Below are 18938 nucleotides of genomic sequence, written 5' to 3'. Positions count from 1 at the left end.
CCGTCCACGTCTCTCTTTCTTCTTAACCAACAATGTCAAAGATCCGACGGCCAAAACCGTCACCGGACAACCAAAGCTGACCACCCGGTCGAAACTTACCCCACATATCCGTGAAAGCCAGTCTCTCTTCTATCCCAAACCCAACACCAAAACCGAAGGTCCAGTCCGAATTCAGAGACGAGCGCGCCTGCCGCTAGAAGCAACCGCCGCCCCCGTCGATGTCCCGGCTTATACAAACCGACCCCCACATCGTCAATAACAAAATTCTATGACAATGAAGAAAGATGATAAGTAATTGATTTTTATTGTGTATATCGATGTCTGCTTCCGAAGGCCGGTTTCGCCCTCTCTGCGCGACCATGGAGAAGGCTGATCCATCTGTCTCCGGAAGGACGTCAGCGCCGGGCCTGACCTTGGAAGCGCGCCGCCATTCGCTCCAGCCATCCGGGGCGATCCGTGAAGGATGCCGCCGACGCCACGCCGGTCAGAAACCACATCAGGCCGCCGGTCTTCACCGAATAGAACGAATTGGAAATGATCATGATCAACAGGAGATAGATGATCATCATCGACCGGAACGTCCATCCGCGGGCATGGGCGACCGGCAGGAGAACGAAGGTCGTCCACAAGCCGATGAAACCGAACAGGCCGAACTTCGTCAGCGTATAGGCGTAGCCGGAATCAGCGGTGAAGACATCCGTCGCTTCAGCGCCGAAGATCACCGCCGCCGGCAAATTGGTCAGGATGATCGCCGTGACCGTGAACCGGCCGGCGATGCCGTTGTCCGTATCGTCATAGCCGACCACGAGACCATACAGGGCGAAGATCGCCAAAAGCAGAAATGGCGCCACGATCCAAATCAGCTTGGGCGTCAGCCGCGAGATCGGCTTCAGCATGGTGATCAGAACGCAGGTATAGAGCCCGAAGCGCGCATCCGCCAGGGCGATCAGCGCCAGGGCGATGGCGATCATGAGCCACCGAGAGCGGCATTCGCTGCGCAACAGGCCCCAGGAATAGAGGATGACGCCGAAATTGCCCATGGAGACCGGCTCCAGAAACACGGACGATACCCGGTGTTGTCCGAGAAACGGCAGGATCGTTCGGGGCTCAGGTCTCGTTCCGGAGATGAACAATCCCGTGGTGGCTCCGTGACTGTCCTGCAGGCTGACGGCGCCGCGCGAAAGATAGTATCCCAGAACATTGAACCATTCGAGATAGACGTCGAGCATGAAATATTCGAACAGGGCCACGAAAAGGGTGACCAGACCGGCCGCAAGCGCCAGCCCATCGGCAAGCTTGTTGTCACGCAGACGCCGGCCCAGGGTGAAGAAGATCGCCGGGCTGACGATATCTCGAATCGCCTTGAGATCCGTCTGGTGCCGAAGGGCGAACAACAGCAGCATATAACTGCCGAAAATCGCCAGGAACAGCGGCAGGCCTGAGCGTCGGTCGAGTGCGGCGAGAAACGCGCCTCCGGTCAGCACCACTTCCATCAGCATCACATGGCTGTCGGACATCGGCATGATGCGGGTATTGACGAAACACAGGAACAGATTGAACGTCAATGTGCCAAGAACGGTGGCTATCGCCACGAACCTTACGAGCTGCGTCGACGGCGACAGCGCGGCGTCCTCAACATCGATCCGGACCGACTGCGCCGCCGCCATCGTGTCAGGCTGCCTGATCGATCATCACGGCGCCGATCAGCCGATCGTCGCCGTCGGGCAATTCGTCGATGAAGCGCCGCAGGCTGATCATATCGACCCCCTGGTCGGCCAGAACGAGAATGCCGTCGGCCTGATCGATCAACGCCGCCTGATGGCGACGCGCCACGGCGCCCCGTCCATCGACGAGGATGGCGTGCGGCTTCCTGAGACGGTTGACGAAGTTTCGGAAGGTCGGGGCCTGGTCGGCGAGCGACGGCGTGTGCGACAGGCGATGAAAATGCAGGATATGCGCCAGGGGAGCGGCTTCGTCGGAGACGTCGTCGGACATGTCATCGCCGTCAGCATAGAGAATATCCAGTCCCTCCGCATGCAGCCCTTCTGCCAATTGCCGGACAAGGCCGGCCGCCGGTCGGGCCCGGCCTGGAGACAGCAGGATCACCACATCGGTCGTCCCGGAGGAGATTCGCTCGCGCAGTTGCGCGACGATCGAGACCAGGCCGCGGCCGCCGATATCCCCGACTGGAGCGCGCGTGCGAAACGTGGCGTTCGCCAGACGGCCCAGCACCGGTGATCGTTCGACCAGATGCGCGATGATGAAAGGGTCCGACCGAGACCCAGCCACCGGCTCGGCAGGCTCATCTCTGGACACGGTTGCGGCAGACGTCGAATCCAGGAGGGCGACCCGCGACGCAACCGCGCCATCGTTTTTCGCGGGTTCTACCTGCGGGGGCGGCAGAAAGAGCTTGCCGCCCAATTCCCGCAAGATCGCCAGGCCGCAACCCGAGATCACGCCGAATAGGCCGCCTGCAACCACGATCATGAGCTTGGCAAGGCTGGATGAGGACGCCGCCGCGACTGCCTTGGAAATGATTCTCGAATTGTTGGTGTCGGCGAGATCGCGCTGCCCGAGTTCTTGCGAGCGCGACAGAAACGTCTTGTAGAGAGCGCGCAGCGTGTCGACCTGGCTCTGCAATTCGCGGGCTTGGATGGCGGCCGCGCCGGCGTCGAAACTTGCGCCGGTCAGGTCGTTCAGCCGGCGCTCGAGCGCTGCGACATTGGCCTCGCCACGATCAACCGCGCTCTTTAGCGACACCCGGATCCGATCGAGTTCCTGTTCGATCGCCTGGCGCATGCCGGCAACCTGGCTCTGAATGGCCTGCATCTGGGGATGGCTGGCGCCGAGCGAAGAGGAGCGCTCGTTCATCTGCGCCACGAGATCGGCATAGCGAGCCCGCATGGTTCCCAGCGGCACGGATGCGATCGCCTCGGGGATAGCCCCGTCCTGCACGGAGCCGACAGTCAAAGACCGCGCCTGGTCGAAACTGGCGCGTTTTGAGCCCAGATCCGCTCGCGCCGCCAGCAACTGCCTGTTCACGCCCTCGACCTGCTGGTCGATCACAAGGCCTTGCTGGCCGGTCGAGACGATCCTGTTGGCCGCCTTGAAGGCTTCCAATTCATTTTCCGCCTTGCGCAGTCGCTGGGCCAACGCCTGCGCCTGCATCTGGAAAGCGTCGGAGGCGCGTTCGGCGGCGTCGGTTTTCGCCTCATGAATCTTCTTCAGGTAAACGCTGGCGACCGCATTGGCGATTTCAGCGGCGCGGGCTGGATCCGGATGCTTGAATGCGACCGCGACCACGAAAGATTGTCCCTGCTGCGTGACGAACAGGTTCTTCTGCATCGCGCCGATCGCCGAGGAGCGCGCGACGTCCTTGTCGGCGGGCGCCTTTCTGACCAGAAACGCGTCATGGGTCAGATCGAGCTTGTCGACCACTTCGCCCAGTATTTCCGCCGACTGGATCAGGTAGATCTGGCTCTCGAGCATCGCCGCATCCTGGGCGGGTCCCGTCACCTGCGGCGCGAGTTCCGTCTGCACGGCCGACAGGCCCTGTGGGTCGATGAGAATCTGCGCGATGGCCTGGGTCGGGGTCTTGACCACGACCGCGTACACTCCCGCCAAGACAACACAGACCGCCGCCGTGGCGACCACGTAGAGCCACCGCCGCAACAAAACGCCCGGGAGTTCGAAAATGTCCATACTGACGCCTTGATTTGGATACGGCTCTGAAATGACGCGGAATGAGCCGCCCATGCGCCCGCGAGTATCGCGACTTATGGTTAACGGAAGATAAATTTCAAGGCGGTTCATCGCCCTCGGATAAATGCGCCAGACATGGTTGGGGGCATCGAATCCACGGGAGCATAAACACAAAAGCCCGCCGCGGGAGGAGGTGCGGCGGGCTTTCGCGAAACTTGACGACGACTGGGAGGAGGAGTGTCGTCGTCCTGTGGCGCACAGTCCTTGGGAGGAGGAGCGGACCGTGCGATCTACAAGGCTTTGCGGGAGGAGGATGCATCACCTTGTTGAAGGTAGGTATAGCCGCATCCGCGAAATCGCGCCAGAGAAATTGCTGCAGTGCAGCTATGCGATTTTAGCAAACCCCAAATGAGAAACCCCGCCAGGGCCTGCGCCAAGACGGGGTTCAGCGGCGATATGGCGGACGAGACTCAGGCCGTCGCCAATTCCTTCTTCACCATGGCGCGCAACGCAATCAGATCCTTCGCGAAGGCGCGAATGCCCTCAGCCACTTTTTCGGTGGCCATAGCGTCTTCGTTCATCATCCAACGGAAGGTCTTTTCATCGACCGTGATCTTGTCCACAGGCTTGACGTGATCGCCCGACAACTTCTTTTCGAGCAGACCATGATCGCCATCGAGTTGCTCAAGGAGAGCGGGGCTGATCGTGAGCCGATCACATCCCGCCAAAGCCTCGATCTCGCCGGTATTGCGGAATGACGCGCCCATGACGACCGTATCGATCCCATGCGCCTTGTAATAATTGTAGATCTCGCGGACGGAGACCACACCAGGATCGGTTTCGGACGTATAGGTCTGCCCCGTGGATTTGACGTACCAATCGAGGATGCGCCCCACAAAGGGTGAAATCAGGAAGACCTTGGCGTCAGCGCAAGCAACGGCCTGGGCCATGCTGAACAGCAAAGTCAGATTGCAATCGATGCCTTCTTTCTGGAGAATCTCCGCCGCGCGGATGCCCTCCCAGGTGGAGGCCAGCTTGACCAGGATGCGATCGCGCTCGATGCCGCGCTCCTTATAGGCGGCGATGACGCCGCGCGCCTTGTTGACCGATCCTTCGATATCGAAGGAAAGGTCGGCGTCGACTTCGGTCGACACGCGACCCGGCACAAGCTTGGAGAGTTCGACCCCGACGGAAATCGCCAGACGATCCGCCACGGACGCGATCACTGCCTCTTCGGCCCCGCCCTGCTTCTTACCCCAGGCGACGGCCTCGGCGACCTGATCCTTGAACATCGGCGTACCCAACGCCTTCAGCACGATTGTCGGATTGGTGGTGCAATCGATCGGCTTGAGACGCGCAACGGCTTCGATGTCGCCGGTGTCGGCCACGACGGTGGTCATGCCGCGAAGTTGTTCCAGTTTGGATGTCACATTGTCCTCCGTTCGAGCTGCACGGCCCCGGCGCGCCGGAGACTCCGCGAGAGAAATATCTGGCTTGTCTATTGCCGGATTGTGCAACATATGTCAAACAAAGAGCGCAAATGTTTCAGAAAAAGTTACGCCTTGCTATCGCACACTCGCCGGCATGACCGTCTCGGTCAACGCGGCGCGGCGCGCAAGGTTGCATCGGCGACGGATTGCCTCCGCGCGAGCAGATGAGAGGGAGACACAGGCGGGTGGTGAAACTCCAGCGAAATAGTCACACGCATCTGATGGATTCGCGCGCGTTGCGGCTCAGGGCCGCCTGGCTGTATTACAACAGGGGTTTGACGCAAAAGGAGATCGCCGAACATCTCTGCGTCAGCCGCTCCACCGTCATTCGGATGCTGGACGAGGCGCTGAAACGCGCCGAAGTGCAGATCTGGATCAACGAACAACCCGGTGACTGCACCGCCTTGGCCTTGCGGCTGGAAGAGACGCTGGGGCTCGACGAAGCGATCGTGGTGCCGGGAGACGGCAATACCGACGAGACCGCCCGGGATGTCGGCGCGGCTCTCGGCCGGTTCCTGTCCGAGGTAATCGCCGACGGCCATGCGGTGGGAGTTGGCTGGGGGCGCACGCTCAACGCGTCGCTCCAGTCTTTCCGCCCTCCCCGGCGCGAAAATGTGCAGATTGTTTCTCTACTTGGCGGCATCCTCGAAACCAACGCCATCATCAATCCGATCGACTATTCATGGCGGCTGGCGAGCCAGCTCGACGCAGATTGTCTTCTGCTGCTCGCTCCATTGATCGTGGATTCAGCCGAAACGAAGAAGCGGCTGGTCGAACGTTGCGGGCTTGGCAAGCTGTTCGAAAGGGCCAAGAGTCTGGACATCGCGGTGATCAGCTGCGGAGATTTCAGCCCGACCGGAACATCGATGTCACACAACTTCATTTCGGCGGAAGATCACGCATCGCTTCTCGAAACAGGCGCGGTCTGCGACACGCTGTGCCACTTTCTGGACGCCGAGGGCCGCGACGTCAGCCACCCCATACAGGATCGGGTGATGTCCGTGGGGCTCGATTCGATCTCGCATGCCAGACACATCGTACTGGCCTCGGGAGGGCGCAGACGCGTTCCCGCGATCAGGGCTACGATAAAGCGCACCGGCTGCCATACGCTGGTGACCGACGAGGCCGCCGCGCGCGGTTTGCTGGGCATGGAGTGAGGCGGGGGATATCCATTCTCGTTGCGGCCGATTGACAAATGACCCGCGGCTCGCCGTCATTGCGGTCGCTTTCAGAATTGCACCTTCTCCAGTGGGGCGCGCCTGGCCTCGAAACCACGCAACATCGCTTCGCGCGCTGCGATGTATGTGCGATCGAATGGCACGGCGTCCTGATGCCTTGCCAGTTGGAGCTGCATGATAAAGAGCCGGTCATGTCGAAAAGCCGTTTCCGACACAGCGAGATAGAATTCCCACATGCGAAAGAACCGTTCATCGTAAAGGGCGATCGCCTCCGCCTTGCGGGCCACAAATCGCTCCCGCCACGCCCTCAGCGTGTCGGCATAGTGCATCGGCAGGATCTCGATGTCTTTGATCAACAGGCCGGCGCGCTCCACGGCGGGCAGAACTTCCGCGATCGACGGCATGTAGCCGCCCGGGAAAATGTATTTCTCGATGAAAGGATTGGTCGTAAAGTTGGGTTTGGTGCGGCAGATCGAATGCAGAACCATGACGCCTTTCTTGTCCAGACAACTGGCGACCTTTCGAAAAAAGCGGTGGTAATTGCCGACGCCCACATGTTCGAACATGCCGACCGAGACGATCCGATCGAATTTTCCCTCGACATCCTGATAGTCGGTCAATTCGAAATTGACGCGATTGGACAGGCCGCGCCGCGCCACCCGATCGCGCGAGACCTTTAACTGTTCGTCACTGAGCGTGACGCCAGTGACATCCACGTCTTCAGCCTCGGCGAGATACATGGCCATGCCGCCCCAGCCAGAGCCGATCTCCAGGACGCGATTGCCTTTTTCAAGCAACAGTTTGGCGGCGATGTGCCGCTTCTTGGCCAATTGCGCCTCATCGAGCGAGATGCCCGGCGGCTCGAAATAGGCGCAGGAATATTGCCAGTCGTCATCCAGGAACAGGTCGAACAGCTTGGCGCTGAGATCGTAGTGATGGGAGACATTCTGCAGGTTTCGATTAACGGGAATACGGCTCGACAATTGCGTGGAGATGGCGCGGGCCAGCGTCTTGGCCGCTAGCCTGACATTACCCGCCTTGCGGACGCCGTTACGCCGGAGCAGCGACAGGAGATCGAAGATATTGCCGGTTTCGATGATCAGCCGGCCGTCCATGTACATTTCGGCGAGCTTGAGAGCGGGATCGTCAACGATCGCCCGTTCCGCTTCGACGTCCGCAATGCGAACGACGATGGTTTCTTCCGACCCATCTCCAAAACTGCGTGTTTCTCCCGACGGCAGAACCAGCCTCAGGGACCCTGTTTGCACGATCTTGCCGATCATCCGGGCTGCGCTGGACATTCACCCTCCATGTCCCAAACAACGACTCCGCGTGGCTGAGATGCGAGAATGCGTCAGGGCGCCATCGACCGCAAGGCGAAATCCGCCACGGCCCGAAATCGGCATGGATCAACAGAGTGAAGACAGAACATGAGAAAACCCGAGAATCGAAAAGGCCTGCCGTGGGAGGAGGTACGGCAGGCCTTCGAAAGTCGGCTTGGCGGCGGGAGGAGAGTGCCGCCAATCCTGCGAAACAGCCTGGGAGGAGGAGTGGCTGCTTCGATGAAGAGCGGCGCTGGGAGGAGGATGCGCTGCTCTTGTGAGGAAATTGATAGACCGATCTGCCCCCAACAAAAAGTCTGTTTTTCGCAGCGCAGCCATGCGTTTTCGTGATAGGTCTGAAAAATCACCGCTCAACATATTGTATTTTATGTATATTATCTCATCTAGGAACCAACCCCATAGGGAGTTATGTTCAAATATGACAGGATTTAGACAAAATCGAAGTTTAAAAACGCCAACGCCCGCCTTCCATGGGAAGGCGGGCGCCGAATTGGATTTTGATATGATGGTTTGACCGGTTACGCGGCGGCAGAAGCGCGGGCGATGCGGCGGATGTCATCGCGGGCGATACCGAGATCGTTCAGTTCGCGATTGGTCATGCGGCCGAGTTCGTTGACGGTCTGACGATATTTGCGCCAAGCGTTGATGCTGCGTGCGACGTTCATGATGATCCCTTTCCTGGGTCTTTGTGACGTCAGCTGCTGCGCGTTTCCGCTTTGCCCCGGCGTCTTTTCGATGATTGGAATATAGGCGCGGAATGAGTTTTATAACAGCGCAAAGCTCTCAGCCCACCCATGCAATGAGCGCATATCGAGCAATGACGTCGCCGGACAAGGCAACATTGATCGGAGAACGACGTTCAAAAGCCGCCCCGGCATTTGGCGACTTGCCAAGCAGCCTGTCTCGCCCTAATCCCGGATGATACCGTTAACAGGAGCATCTTCCGGGATGGCCGACAACCACAAGCCGCCGACCATGGCGGATATCGCACGCATCGCGGGCGTATCGCTGATGACGGTGTCACGCGCCTTCAAGCCCGACAGCCTGATCAACAAGGAGACGCGCGCTGCGATCCTCAAGACAGCCGAGGATATCGGCTATGTCTTCGATTCAACCGCCTCCAATTTCCGCTCGCAGAAATCCGATTTCGTCGCGGTCACTATTCCCGCGATCAGCAATCCCAATTTCGCCGATACGGTCGGCGGCCTCGCCGATGCGCTTGCCTCCCGCGGCCTGCAGATCCTTCTCGGCTACACGAATTACCATATGCAAAATGAGGAACGGCTGATCGAACAGTTTCTCCGGCGCAAGCCGCAAGCCATTGTGGTGACCGGCGGCAAACATACTGATCGGGCTCGCAAGCTGCTGAAAAACACGCATATGCCGGTGATCGAAACCTGGGACGCCCCCAGCGAACCGATCGGCAATTTCGTGGGCTTCTCGAATGCCTTAGCTGTCAGGCAGATGGTCGATCACTTCGTGGAGAAGGGCTACCGCAGTATCGCCTTCATTGGCGGCGATGTGGGGCGAGATACGCGCGGCAGCGATCGGCGCATGGGTTTTGTCGCCGCCATGATCGCCCATGGGCTGGACGCTACACGGCTGATCGCGGCGGGGCCGCCGCCAATCTCGGCTCTGGAAGGCGCGGCCGCTATGGCGCGGCTCCTGGAAACCTATCCGGATACGGAAGCGGTGATCTGCGTATCAGACCAGTCGGCCTTCGGCGCGCTGACGGAATGCCAGAGGCGCGGCAGGGTGGTTCCGACAGACATTGGCGTCGGCGGCTTCGGCAATTTTGAAATCGGCGAAGTTTCCACACCGCGACTAACCACGATCGACCCCTTTTCCCGGATGATCGGTCAACGCACCGCAGGCCTGATCCTCGACATTCTCGATGGTCGCCCTGGCGACAATGTCGAGATCGCGCCGTCGCTGATTGTTCGCGAGAGCAGCCGCTAGGGTTTTTCTCCGGCTTTCGGCAGTCTATAGGCGATCACATAGTCGCCGGGTGTGGTTTCAAGCGCAGCATGTCCGCCCGCCACGATGACGACCAACTGATCGCCATTGGCGTCCAGATAGGTCATCGGCGTCGCCTGACCTCCCGCCGGCAGCCGCGCCCGCCACAATTCCTCGCCGCTGACGACATCATATCCACGAATATAGTCGTCCAGAGTGGCGGCCAGAAAGGCGACGCCGCCACGGGTCAGGATAGGCCCGCCAATCCCCGGCACGCCCATCTGGAAGGGAAGCGGGATCGGGGTCAAATCGCGGACGGTGCCATTGACGCGTCTGTAGCGCAGCGCGCCGGTGTCGAGATCGGCGCTTGCGACATAACCCCAGGGCGGCGCCTGGCAGGGCACACCGAGCGGCCCGACGAAAGGCCCGAGACGCACGCTGTATCGCAGACCCGCATTGTCGATCAGCACGCTTTTCATACGTTTCGGCGGCGTTTCCTTTGGCTTTTCATGCGGAACGAGCCGCGCCACATATGCAAGGTAAGTCGGCATGCCAAACAGGATCCGCCGTTCGGGATCAACGGCGATGCCGCCCCAGTTGAACACGCCGAAATTTCCGGGATAGACGATCGTCCCCTGCTCAGATGGCGGCGTATAGCGGCCTTGGTAGCGGCGGGACTGAAACCTGATGCGGCAGGAGAGCTGATCAAACAGCGTGACACCCCACATATTCGTCTCGGTCAGCGCCGGCGGCGAGAATGTGAGCGAGGAGAAAGGCTGCCTGGGCGCGGTCTGTTCGCCGGGAATGAGGCTGGCCGGGGCTTCAGCCTCGCCGACGGGCAGCAAGGGCGCGCCAGTTCGCCGGTCCAGAATATAGATATCGCCTTGCTTGGTGGGCGCCGCCAGCGCAGGAACGATCACGCCCGACGCCGTATGGAACGAAAAGAGCGACGGCTGCGCGGGCACATCCATATCCCAGAGATCATGCCGCACGGTCTGAAACGACCAGCGGACCCTGCCCGTCTCAACGTCGAGCGCCACGATGGCCGAGGAGAATGTCTCCATGGCGGCGCTGCGCCCCTGCCCCATCTGATCGGGCGGACGATTGCCCATCGGCGCATAGACCAATCCCAGTTCCTCGTCGGCGGAAGAAATCGACCAGCTGTTGGGCGAACCGGCGATGTAGAATTCGCCGTCGCCGATCGGTTTGGTCGCCTCGGGATTGCCGGAATCCCAGTTCCACAACAGGCGTCCGCTCACGGCGTCAAAGGCGCGGATCACGCCCGAAGGGGCATTGAGGCCGGCGCTGTCGCTTACCGCGCCGCCGACGATCACCTTCCCCCTGATAACAACGGGCGGCGAGGTGTTGTAGAAAAAGCCGGTTTGGGCATGCGGCAGGCCGCGAAGAAGATCCACGACGCCGTTGACTCCGAAATCTCTGCAAAGAGCGCCGGTCTTGGCGTCGATGGCTGTCAGGCGACCGCCAGCCGCCGGCAGCAAGATACGGCGGCTGCAGGGCCGTTCTGGCGTCGCGGGATCGTCAAAATAGGACACGCCGCGGCAGGTCTGGCTGCGTGGAGCCGCCCCTGCTTGCTTCACCGCATCGAAGCGCCAGATCTCAGCGCCGGTGGTCGCGTGCAGCGCGATCACCTGGCTATGCGGCGTGCAGATATATAGAGTGCTGCCGATCTTGAGCGGGGTCGCCTGATAGCTCGCCTCGACGACCTCCTTGCCGCGTTTCATGTCGCCGGTCTGGAAACGCCAGGCCTCTTCGAGCGCGCCGATATTGGCAGGGGTGATCTGGTCGAGCGTGGAAAAACGCTGGCCCGACAGGCCCCCGCCATAATGGGGCCAATCGGCGGCGGGCGCATCCGTCGTCGCGGCAATAGATGTGACGGGCTTGCCAGCGTCTTGCACGTGGTCATCGCCAGAAATTGCGCCCAGAGCCGCGACCAGGGCCACGACCCCAAGTGGATAACCGACATAGCCGAGGCGTGGCGGGATACGGGCTGGCCGGTCAAGCCGTTTTCGCAGCCACCGCGTCGATAGCCAAAGCCCGGTCAAGACGACGAATCCAAGGCGCGGTAACAGCCCCCACCAATCAACCCCGACCTCGATGACCGCCCAGGCGAGGCAGGCCAGAACGACCAGCCCAAAGAAACACAGGACGACGGGATCGCGCCGCCAGATGAGGAGAGCCGTCACAATATAGGCGACGCCGATCACCAGATAGGCGACGCTGCCGCCCAGCGAGACCAGCACCCATCCTTCACGCGCGAGCAGAACGCCGATTAAGGCGCAGGCCAGGGATGTCAGTTTGGTGATCACGAACGCCCCTCCTCCGCGGGTCGCGACATCTAGCAGAAGAAATCGTCGACAGAAAGACGTGAGGAGAAGCCATCCCCTTGAACGAAAAAGGGAAATCGATCGAGTAGAAATCGAGGTATAAACCAATCATGCAAATCCTTTACAGAATTGACTTAATTTCATATTTTCAATTATATTGAATGGACGTTCAGCAAATAAGGAGCAGGTCGATGACGATACAGACCAAGATTGCCGCGCCGCCCGCAGGCTGGGATCGACGCGGACTGCCCGGCTGGACCTATCACAGCCCCGCTTTGCTGGAGCTCGAAAAGGAGCATGTGTTCCGCCGCAATTGGCAGCTCGCCTGCCATGTCTCCGACCTGCCCGCACCCGGCAACTACATCACGCTCGACATCGTCGGCGAACGTGCGCTGGTGCTGCGCGGGCAGGACGGCGTGATCAGGGCGTTCCACAATATCTGCAAGCATCGCGGCTCCCGCCTTGTCGCCGATGAGAAAGGCGCCTGCCGCAATGCGCTGGTCTGTCCGTTTCATGGCTGGGTGTATAATCTCGATGGCACGCTGCGCGGGCCCGCGCGGCCCGACACCTTCCCGCCGCTCGACAAGCGCGAATTCGGCCTTTCGGAGATCGATTGCGAGGTCTGGCTCGGCTTCGTCTTCATCCGCTTCGCCCCGGGCGATCAGCCGGCCATCGCCGAGCTCATGGCGACCTATCACGAGCAGCTCTCGCATTACCGAACGGATACGGCCGTTCCTGTCGGCAAGCTCTGGACGCAGACCTCGCCGGTCAACTGGAAGTCGGTGCGCGACGTCGACAATGAAGGCTATCATGTCGCCATGGCGCATCCGGCGCTGCAGGATCTCTATGGCTCGACCTATTATGACGAGCCGTTCGTCGACGGCGTCTGCCGGTCATTCGCGACCTACAATCCCCATGCCGGGCGGCGCTGGAGCGTGCGCAACTATGTGAAACTGTCAAAAAACTCGATCGACCTGCCGGAGACGCTGGAAAAAGCCTGGATCTATTACGGCCTGTTTCCCAACACTGTCATCGCGGTCACCCCTGAGGCCATTCAGTTCTATCAGGAATTCCCGCTTTCAACCGGAGAGACGCTGCTGCGCGGAGCAGTCTATCGCTATCCGGAGGAGGACCGCCGCCAGCGGCTCGCCCGCTATCTCGCCGCCCGCATCGACCGCGACACGATGGCGGAAGATGTCCAACTGACCGTCTGGTCGAACGAGGCGATGGCGTCGAAGAGTTTCTCGAGCTTCTTTCTCTCCGATCTCGAATATGGCGTGCGCACCCATCACGACCATCTCCGCCGGATGCTGCCGGTGATGACGCTCGACGCCGCGCCGGCCGAGAGCGAGATGGGAACCGTCAACGCCGCGCTTCGCCTTACGCCGCCCACGCCCCTGCCCTGACGGCGCTGCTGTCACCCCAGTCGGACGCGTTTTCCCGACTCTCCTGCAGCAAAATCACGCCCCCTCTCATCATCCGCACGGATCGATGCTAGGAGGGGCGATCATCAAGCTGGAGACTCATCCGTGAGCCAAGACTGGACAAAACCCGTGACCGTGGCGCTGGAAGGCCCCGGCAAATTCACTACGATCCGCAATCTCCGTGAGGCCTCCTGGGCGCTGATCGAAGACTGGCCCCTCGAAGACGGCCCGGCGCTGGACCGTGCGCTGATCGTGATCGAGGCCGCCATCAAGGGCAAGAAGAAACCCGAAGACGCCCGCCTCGCCTTCATCGCCGCCGCGCGCGAGGCTGAGATTGAAATGCGGGAGTGACAAAAGCTGCCGTTATCGCGACAAGGGCGGACTGAAAGCGCCGCGAACGCCCGCCAAATGCGCGCGGCATTGTTTTGGGACAGTTATTCGGTTCATACGGTCGCCAAGCCAACTTCACTGGGCAATCCGCATATCGTTGCGAGGCTACTCAGCGGACACCGCCCGGGAAGCCCGAGACACCGGGTTGAGTGGATTGCCCAGATCCGATCACGGCGCGTTCAGACGAATCACGTCATCGCTGACTGCGGACAGCAACGCCTCATCATGACTGACGACCATGATCGCCAGGCCTTGCTCCGCCGCAACCTTCAACAAGAGCTGCATAGTCTCAGCCTGCGTCACAGGATCCAATCGCGATGTTGGCTCGTCGGCAAAAAGGAAGACCGGGTCGAGAAGGAGCGCGCGCATCAAGGCGATCCGCTGCAGTTCCCCGCCGGAAATCTCGCTGGGCAATCTGTTCAGGAGATCAGATGACAGCTTCAGCTTTTCGAGCAAGGGCGACAGGCGGGCACGGTCGATTCCGTGAAGCCGAACAAGGTCTTCGAGGCCTTGAGCCAAGGTGATTCTCGCTGGAAACGCAGCCGGCGGGTCCTGCCACAACTTTTGAAAGCCCAGGCGCCGACCAGCCGGGTCGCGCCAAAGCGCGCCGCGATGCGGCAACAGCCCAAGAATCGCATTCCCCAGGCTCGACTTGCCGCAACCAGAGGGACCGAAGACGCCAAGCACTTTGCCTGGGGATAGCGCAAAACTCACGGGTGCGAACAATAATTTTCCGTCGCGTTCGACCTGAAGCCCGTCGGCGCGCAGCAAAGGCGGCAACTCCGCAGTGGGAGCGCGTCGAGGCCAGCATGCGGGATCGGAGGCGATCAACGCCTGGGTATAGGCGTGTTCGGGGCTGGCCAGCACATGTTCGGCCGGGCCGCGTTCGATCACCTCTCCGCCCTTCATGACGAGAATCTCACCGCCGAGCCCTGCCGCAAGCGCAAGATCATGAGTGATGGTCAGGAGACCGCCTCCCCCTTCAAGGCCACGGCGCAGGAGCGCGAGAACATCGTCACGGCGGCCGACGTCGAGACCCTTTGTCGGTTCATCAGCGACAGTGACGGTGGCGCCGCCCGCCCGAGCGGCGGCAAAGGCCAGTCGCTGCGCCATTCCCCCTGAAAGCTGCCAGGGATATTTCGAGCCGGCCCCCTCAAGCCCCAACGCCGCCAGGTCGGCATTGGCGCGGTCGCCCGGGTGAGGATCATTTCCGAAGAACGCGTAGACTTCGGCGACCTGGCGCCTCGCCGGCATGAGCGGATCGAGCGCGAGCCACGGCTCTTGCGGCAGAACGGCGACCCGGCGCCCCCAGCGCGCGCGCATACCGCCGGAAATGACCGGCTCGACGCGATCCTTGCCGAAGGCGATGCTGCCCGAGGCTGTCAGCCCCTTGGGCAATGTGCCGATGATGGCTTGCGCAAGCAGGCTTTTACCCGAGCCGCTTTCGCCCAGAATCGTAACCGCTCTTCCGGCAGACAGGCTGAGCGAGACCGGATTGACCAGCGCCTCACTGCCGGCGTGGACCATGATGTTTTCAGCGACTAACAATGTCATCTGCGGCCTCCCGCAATCAGGTTGAGCGACAGGAGCAGGATGAAGCAGGCGAGCACCGGCTGGATGAGCGCCATGGGCGCTTCCCGCCAGCTTGGCAAAAGCTCGACCATCATCAGGCCAAGTTCGGGCGTCGGCGCGCGCATACCGACGCTTACGAAACCGAGCGCGGCTATGGCGGCGATGGCGCTGGCCACGCCAAAGGCCATTGCCGTGCGCAGTATCGGCCCGATTTCCGGCCATAGAATACGGCGAAAAATCCAAAGCGGGCTGAAACCTTGCAAAGTTGCGGCCTCGACCGCCGGGCTGGCCAGATGACTGCGGGCGGCGCTTCGAGTGAGCCGGAAGAACTCTATCCACTGCACGGCAGCAATGCCGGCCCAGAATGCGAGCGGCGTCGACGGCAGAATGACGCCCATCATCAGCACCATCAGCAGCGCCGGGAGGGCAAGGAAGGAATCCGCGATGAGGGACAGTCCTTGGTCGATGAAACCGCCGCGCCAGCTGGCCAGCGCGCCAAGAGCCACTCCAATCACCGCAGCCGTGGCGGTCGCGGCGAGAGCGATCAGCAGAGAAAGCCGCAAGGCGTGCGCCAGGCGAGAATATAGCGACCGGCCGAGATGGTCGTAACCGAAGGGAACAGCGGCGTCCGGGCCCGCCAGCGTTTTCAGAAGCGCCTGTTTGAACGGTCCGACCGCATCAAAAAACGGTCCGATCAAGGCGTAGGCCAATATGGCCGCCAACAGCGCCCAACCAATCCGGGAACTCGAAATTGTCACGCCCGCACCTCCCGCGGATCGATGCGTCGCACGACCAGATCGACAATGGCGTTGATGGCCACGAAGGCCAGCCCCATGACAAGCGCCGCGCCCTGCACCATCGGCACATCGCGATGGAACACCGCGTGAATCAGCGCGTGTCCGATGCCTGGCCAGCCGAAAATCGTTTCGACGACCACCACGCCTTCGGCGAGAAGCACGAACTGCAGGCCCAGATAGGTGATCACGGGAGCGCCGATATTGCGCAGTCCGTGGCGAAAGAGAATGTGGATCTCACTCAGTCCCTTCATGCGCGCGAATGCATAATGAGGGCTTGCCGCAACACCCGCCATCGCATCGCGCGTGATGCGCGCCGAGGCCGCCGCAAGACCGAGCGCTAACGTGCCCGCCGGGAGAAGAAAATGGCTTGCCTGGCCGTAACCGGCGGATGGCAGCAGCCGGAATTGCACGGCGAAGATCACGATGAGAACCAAGCCGAGCAGAAACTGCGGCACGGCCCTGAAAGCAGCCGCGATCACCAGCAGCGCCCGGTCGAAACGGCCGCCTGCGTGGAGCCCGGCACAGATTCCCAGCGGCGGACCGATCACCAGCGACAGCGCGATCGCTATTGAAGCCAGCTCAAGGCTCGCGCCCAGCTGATGGGTAATCTCGCCCCAGACGCTTTGTCCGGAGACCAGCGATTCTCCGAGGTCGAACTGGACAAGGCCAGATATCCAGCGCAGAAACTGGGCGGCCGGGCCGGCGTCGAGCCCCAATTCCACGCGAACCGCCTCGGCTAGTTCCGTCGAGGCCAGATCGTAGCCGTAGCGGGCGGCGGCAATGCGATAGGCCATATCTCCCGGCATCGCCTGCATCATCAGGAACGACATCACGCCGACAACCAAAGCCACGCCTGCCGCCTGCATGAGGCGGAAGGCTATTATACGGAATGCCGTTATCACTGGACGAACTCGGCAGACTTCAGCCCAAGCGTGCGCTCATAGGGATCGATGACAATGCCCTTGACCTTTTTGGAGATGGCCGCAGTCTGCTGGTACCAGGCAATCGGAATGACCGGCATTTCGGCGTGAAGGGTTGCCGCAAGAGCGGCGCGTTCGGCCGGGGTCCCGCCATCGGCCGCCATCTTCTGGACGGCGGCGGTGAAGTCGGCGTTCCGCCAGCCCATCGCACCCCAATCGCCGTTCGGGGCATAATCCTGCATCAGCGTGCCGATGGGATCAGGCACCAGCGCGAAGTTGCGGGCGAACAGCGCCATCTGAAGAGTGCCGGCGGCATGCTTGGCGGGGATTTCCGAGGAGTTGGTGGAGTTGATGGTCACGGCGATTCCGACATCGCGGAAAAGTTGCTCCAAGACAGCGGCCGTCAGGGGCAGTTCAGGCCGGTCCGGATAGGTCAGCAATTCGACCTCAAAGCGCTGGCCATCCTTCTGCAACACGCCATCAGGCCCCGGCGTCCAGCCTGCTTCGGCAAAGGCCGTCTTGGCGGCCGCAGCATCATAGGCGAGAGGCGCCAGCGCGGCGTCGTGCCACCCGGCCATGGCTGGCGGGAACATCTGCGTTGCCGCCGCCGGATAGCGGAGGACTGCCTGGGCCAGACCCGCGCGGTCGATGGCCAGCGAGAGCGCCTTGCGTTCCTCGACAGTGTCGAAGAAGGGCGAAGCGAGATTGATCTTCAGCAGCAGCAGGCGCGGCAGAGACACCGATTCCACATCCACCGTATCCACGGCCTTGAGCCTCGACACGGAGGCGGGATCGAGGTTGACCACCACTTCCGCATCGCCCGCTTCCGCCATCAAGGCGCGCGTCTCGGAGCGGCTGACGCCGCTATACTGGACGGCCTGCAACTTCGGAGCTCCGGCCCAATAAGCGTCAAACCGCTCGGCCTCCAGGTTCATCGGCGGCTGGAGCTTGGTCGCTCTGAAGGCTCCGGTGCCGATCAAGGCCGTCACCGTTCCATCTGCGGCATAGGCTGCGGGAGCAAGGATACCGGTGCGATATTCGGCCAGGAAGGCGGGCAGCGCTGCAAATGGTTTGGAGAGCGAAATGACGACGTCTTCTCCCTCGGCGACGATGGAGGCAATCGGTGCCTTGGTCAGAACCCCCTCTTTCTTTACGGACCAGTTCAAAGCATTTGCGGCAGCCTCTGCTGTCAACGGACTTCCGTCATGAAATTTCACCCCGGGCCGGATATGGAAACGCCAGGCCAGATTGTCGCCGCTGACTTTCCAGCCATCTGAAAGGCCGGGCAAGAGCCTGCCCGAGGCATCGGCGTTCACCAGCGTCTCGACGACATCCATCTTGAGGAAGATATCGCCGGAAAGCACCGGATCGGCGGATTTGATCTCAAACGGAGCGGCCACGTTCAAGACCTTTTCATCGGCGGATGCGGCCATGGGGATGAGCGCGGTGAGTAGGGCGACAAGCGGAAGGCGCAGCACAATCGATCTCCGTAATGTTATAGAGTTACGCTCGTGTAGCTTTGTCGTCGCGCGAGTTCAAGACACTGCCGACAAAAATCCTGCGGTTGTCCGCCGAAAACAATCAGGCGCTTTTTGACCCTTCATTCATTCGCCCCGCTCTCCTCTGCGTCAACATGGCGGATGTCGCCGACTGCCGTTTGGGCGTAGGGCTCCCTCACTTAACAAGGGTCAAAATGACATGCAGTCGTCCGACATCTGGGATTGGTTCCCCATCGTGTTTTTCCCGCTCAAGATCGCCGTGCTAGGGGTTGGCATGTTCTTCGCGATCAAGTGGCATCGGGATCAGGATAAGAAGGGGTGA

Annotated in this window: 16 protein-coding genes; 6 read left to right on the top strand and 10 right to left on the bottom strand. The window is 61.1% G+C overall.

Annotation, left to right across the window (positions count from 1 at the left end; all coding sequences use genetic code 11):
- Window positions 1–259 (top strand): hypothetical protein (locus M2360_RS08820; RefSeq protein ID WP_280774504.1); only part of this gene is annotated, 259 nt, incomplete at its 5' end.
- 136 nt (window positions 260–395) lie between these two features.
- On the opposite strand, the gene M2360_RS08815 is transcribed toward M2360_RS08820, so the two are convergent.
- The 3 genes from M2360_RS08815 to tal form a co-directional block, all read right to left on the bottom strand.
- Window positions 396–1667 (bottom strand): hypothetical protein, encoded by a 1272-nt coding sequence (locus tag M2360_RS08815; RefSeq protein WP_280774502.1) that lies wholly within the window; start codon window positions 1665–1667, stop codon window positions 396–398.
- 4 nt (window positions 1668–1671) lie between these two features.
- On the bottom strand, window positions 1672–3702 hold the full coding sequence (locus tag M2360_RS08810) for a GumC family protein (RefSeq protein ID WP_280774500.1): 2031 nt from the start codon (window positions 3700–3702) through the stop codon (window positions 1672–1674).
- 470 nt (window positions 3703–4172) lie between these two features.
- Window positions 4173–5132: a transaldolase gene (gene tal, locus M2360_RS08805; RefSeq protein ID WP_280774498.1), complete on the bottom strand. Its 960-nt coding sequence runs from the start codon at window positions 5130–5132 to the stop codon at window positions 4173–4175.
- A gap of 245 nt (window positions 5133–5377) precedes the next feature.
- Between tal and M2360_RS08800 the strand changes: the two genes are divergently transcribed.
- The gene (locus M2360_RS08800) at window positions 5378–6349 is read left to right on the top strand and encodes a sugar-binding transcriptional regulator (protein ID WP_280774496.1); all 972 of its coding nucleotides are present in this window, start codon (window positions 5378–5380) and stop codon (window positions 6347–6349) included.
- Window positions 6350–6420: 71 nt separating this feature from the next.
- On the opposite strand, the gene M2360_RS08795 is transcribed toward M2360_RS08800, so the two are convergent.
- Window positions 6421–7671 (bottom strand): cyclopropane-fatty-acyl-phospholipid synthase family protein, encoded by a 1251-nt coding sequence (locus tag M2360_RS08795; protein WP_280774493.1) that lies wholly within the window; start codon window positions 7669–7671, stop codon window positions 6421–6423.
- A gap of 560 nt (window positions 7672–8231) precedes the next feature.
- Window positions 8232–8378, bottom strand: coding sequence for a DUF1127 domain-containing protein (locus M2360_RS08790; RefSeq protein ID WP_280774491.1), 147 nt, complete (start codon window positions 8376–8378; stop codon window positions 8232–8234).
- 283 nt (window positions 8379–8661) lie between these two features.
- On the opposite strand from M2360_RS08790, the gene M2360_RS08785 reads away from it, so the two are divergent.
- Entirely contained in the window at window positions 8662–9672 is a 1011-nt protein-coding gene (locus M2360_RS08785) for a LacI family DNA-binding transcriptional regulator (RefSeq protein WP_280774489.1), read from the top strand.
- Here M2360_RS08785 and M2360_RS08780 read toward each other — a convergent pair.
- Window positions 9669–11996: a membrane-bound PQQ-dependent dehydrogenase, glucose/quinate/shikimate family gene (locus M2360_RS08780; protein WP_280774487.1), complete on the bottom strand. Its 2328-nt coding sequence runs from the start codon at window positions 11994–11996 to the stop codon at window positions 9669–9671. The two genes, M2360_RS08785 and M2360_RS08780, sit on opposite strands and share 4 nt — an antisense overlap.
- Window positions 11997–12205: 209 nt before the next feature.
- Between M2360_RS08780 and M2360_RS08775 the strand changes: the two genes are divergently transcribed.
- Together M2360_RS08775 and M2360_RS08770 are read left to right on the top strand one after the other, a co-directional pair.
- Window positions 12206–13420 (top strand): aromatic ring-hydroxylating dioxygenase subunit alpha, encoded by a 1215-nt coding sequence (locus M2360_RS08775; RefSeq protein WP_280774486.1) that lies wholly within the window; start codon window positions 12206–12208, stop codon window positions 13418–13420.
- A 123-nt stretch (window positions 13421–13543) separates the two neighbouring features.
- On the top strand, window positions 13544–13789 hold the full coding sequence (locus tag M2360_RS08770; RefSeq protein ID WP_280774485.1) for a DUF982 domain-containing protein: 246 nt from the start codon (window positions 13544–13546) through the stop codon (window positions 13787–13789).
- Window positions 13790–13996: 207 nt separating this feature from the next.
- Here M2360_RS08770 and M2360_RS08765 read toward each other — a convergent pair whose 3' ends face one another.
- The 4 genes from M2360_RS08765 to M2360_RS08750 are packed head-to-tail and all read right to left on the bottom strand — an operon-like array spanning window position 13997 to window position 18595.
- Window positions 13997–15382, bottom strand: a complete 1386-nt coding sequence (locus tag M2360_RS08765) for an ATP-binding cassette domain-containing protein (protein ID WP_280774484.1) — start codon at window positions 15380–15382, stop codon at window positions 13997–13999.
- The gene (locus M2360_RS08760) at window positions 15379–16158 is read right to left on the bottom strand and encodes an ABC transporter permease subunit (RefSeq protein ID WP_280774482.1); all 780 of its coding nucleotides are present in this window, start codon (window positions 16156–16158) and stop codon (window positions 15379–15381) included. The genes M2360_RS08765 and M2360_RS08760 overlap by 4 nt, the downstream gene beginning before the upstream one ends.
- Window positions 16155–17099, bottom strand: a complete 945-nt coding sequence (locus M2360_RS08755) for an ABC transporter permease (RefSeq protein WP_280774480.1) — start codon at window positions 17097–17099, stop codon at window positions 16155–16157. Before M2360_RS08755 ends, M2360_RS08760 begins: the two co-directional genes overlap by 4 nt.
- The gene (locus M2360_RS08750; protein WP_280774479.1) at window positions 17096–18595 is read right to left on the bottom strand and encodes an ABC transporter substrate-binding protein; all 1500 of its coding nucleotides are present in this window, start codon (window positions 18593–18595) and stop codon (window positions 17096–17098) included. Before M2360_RS08750 ends, M2360_RS08755 begins: the two co-directional genes overlap by 4 nt.
- Window positions 18596–18815: 220 nt before the next feature.
- Here M2360_RS08750 and M2360_RS08745 point away from each other — a divergent pair, with 220 nt between their 5' ends.
- Entirely contained in the window at window positions 18816–18938 is a 123-nt protein-coding gene (locus tag M2360_RS08745; RefSeq protein ID WP_280774478.1) for a hypothetical protein, read from the top strand.

It is taken from the genome of Rhizobium sp. SG_E_25_P2 (genome assembly GCF_029892285.1).
In the GTDB taxonomy this organism is placed as follows: domain Bacteria; phylum Pseudomonadota; class Alphaproteobacteria; order Rhizobiales; family Rhizobiaceae; genus Rhizobium_E.
Note: the sequence above shows the minus strand (reverse complement) of the source record. Positions and strands in the feature narration are given on the sequence as shown.

What these genes read in the sequence shown, in the direction of transcription:
- M2360_RS08815 (WP_280774502.1), bottom strand. Translation starts at nt 1,667, where the DNA reads ATGGCGGCGGCGCAGTCGGTCCGGATCGATGTTGAGGACGCCGCGCTG.
- M2360_RS08810 (WP_280774500.1), bottom strand. Translation starts at nt 3,702, where the DNA reads ATGGACATTTTCGAACTCCCGGGCGTTTTGTTGCGGCGGTGGCTCTAC.
- M2360_RS08795 (WP_280774493.1), bottom strand. Translation starts at nt 7,671, where the DNA reads ATGTCCAGCGCAGCCCGGATGATCGGCAAGATCGTGCAAACAGGGTCC.
- M2360_RS08790 (WP_280774491.1), bottom strand. Translation starts at nt 8,378, where the DNA reads ATGAACGTCGCACGCAGCATCAACGCTTGGCGCAAATATCGTCAGACC.
- M2360_RS08785 (WP_280774489.1), top strand. Translation starts at nt 8,662, where the DNA reads ATGGCCGACAACCACAAGCCGCCGACCATGGCGGATATCGCACGCATC.
- M2360_RS08775 (WP_280774486.1), top strand. Translation starts at nt 12,206, where the DNA reads ATGACGATACAGACCAAGATTGCCGCGCCGCCCGCAGGCTGGGATCGA.
- M2360_RS08765 (WP_280774484.1), bottom strand. Translation starts at nt 15,382, where the DNA reads ATGACATTGTTAGTCGCTGAAAACATCATGGTCCACGCCGGCAGTGAG.
- M2360_RS08745 (WP_280774478.1), top strand. Translation starts at nt 18,816, where the DNA reads ATGCAGTCGTCCGACATCTGGGATTGGTTCCCCATCGTGTTTTTCCCG.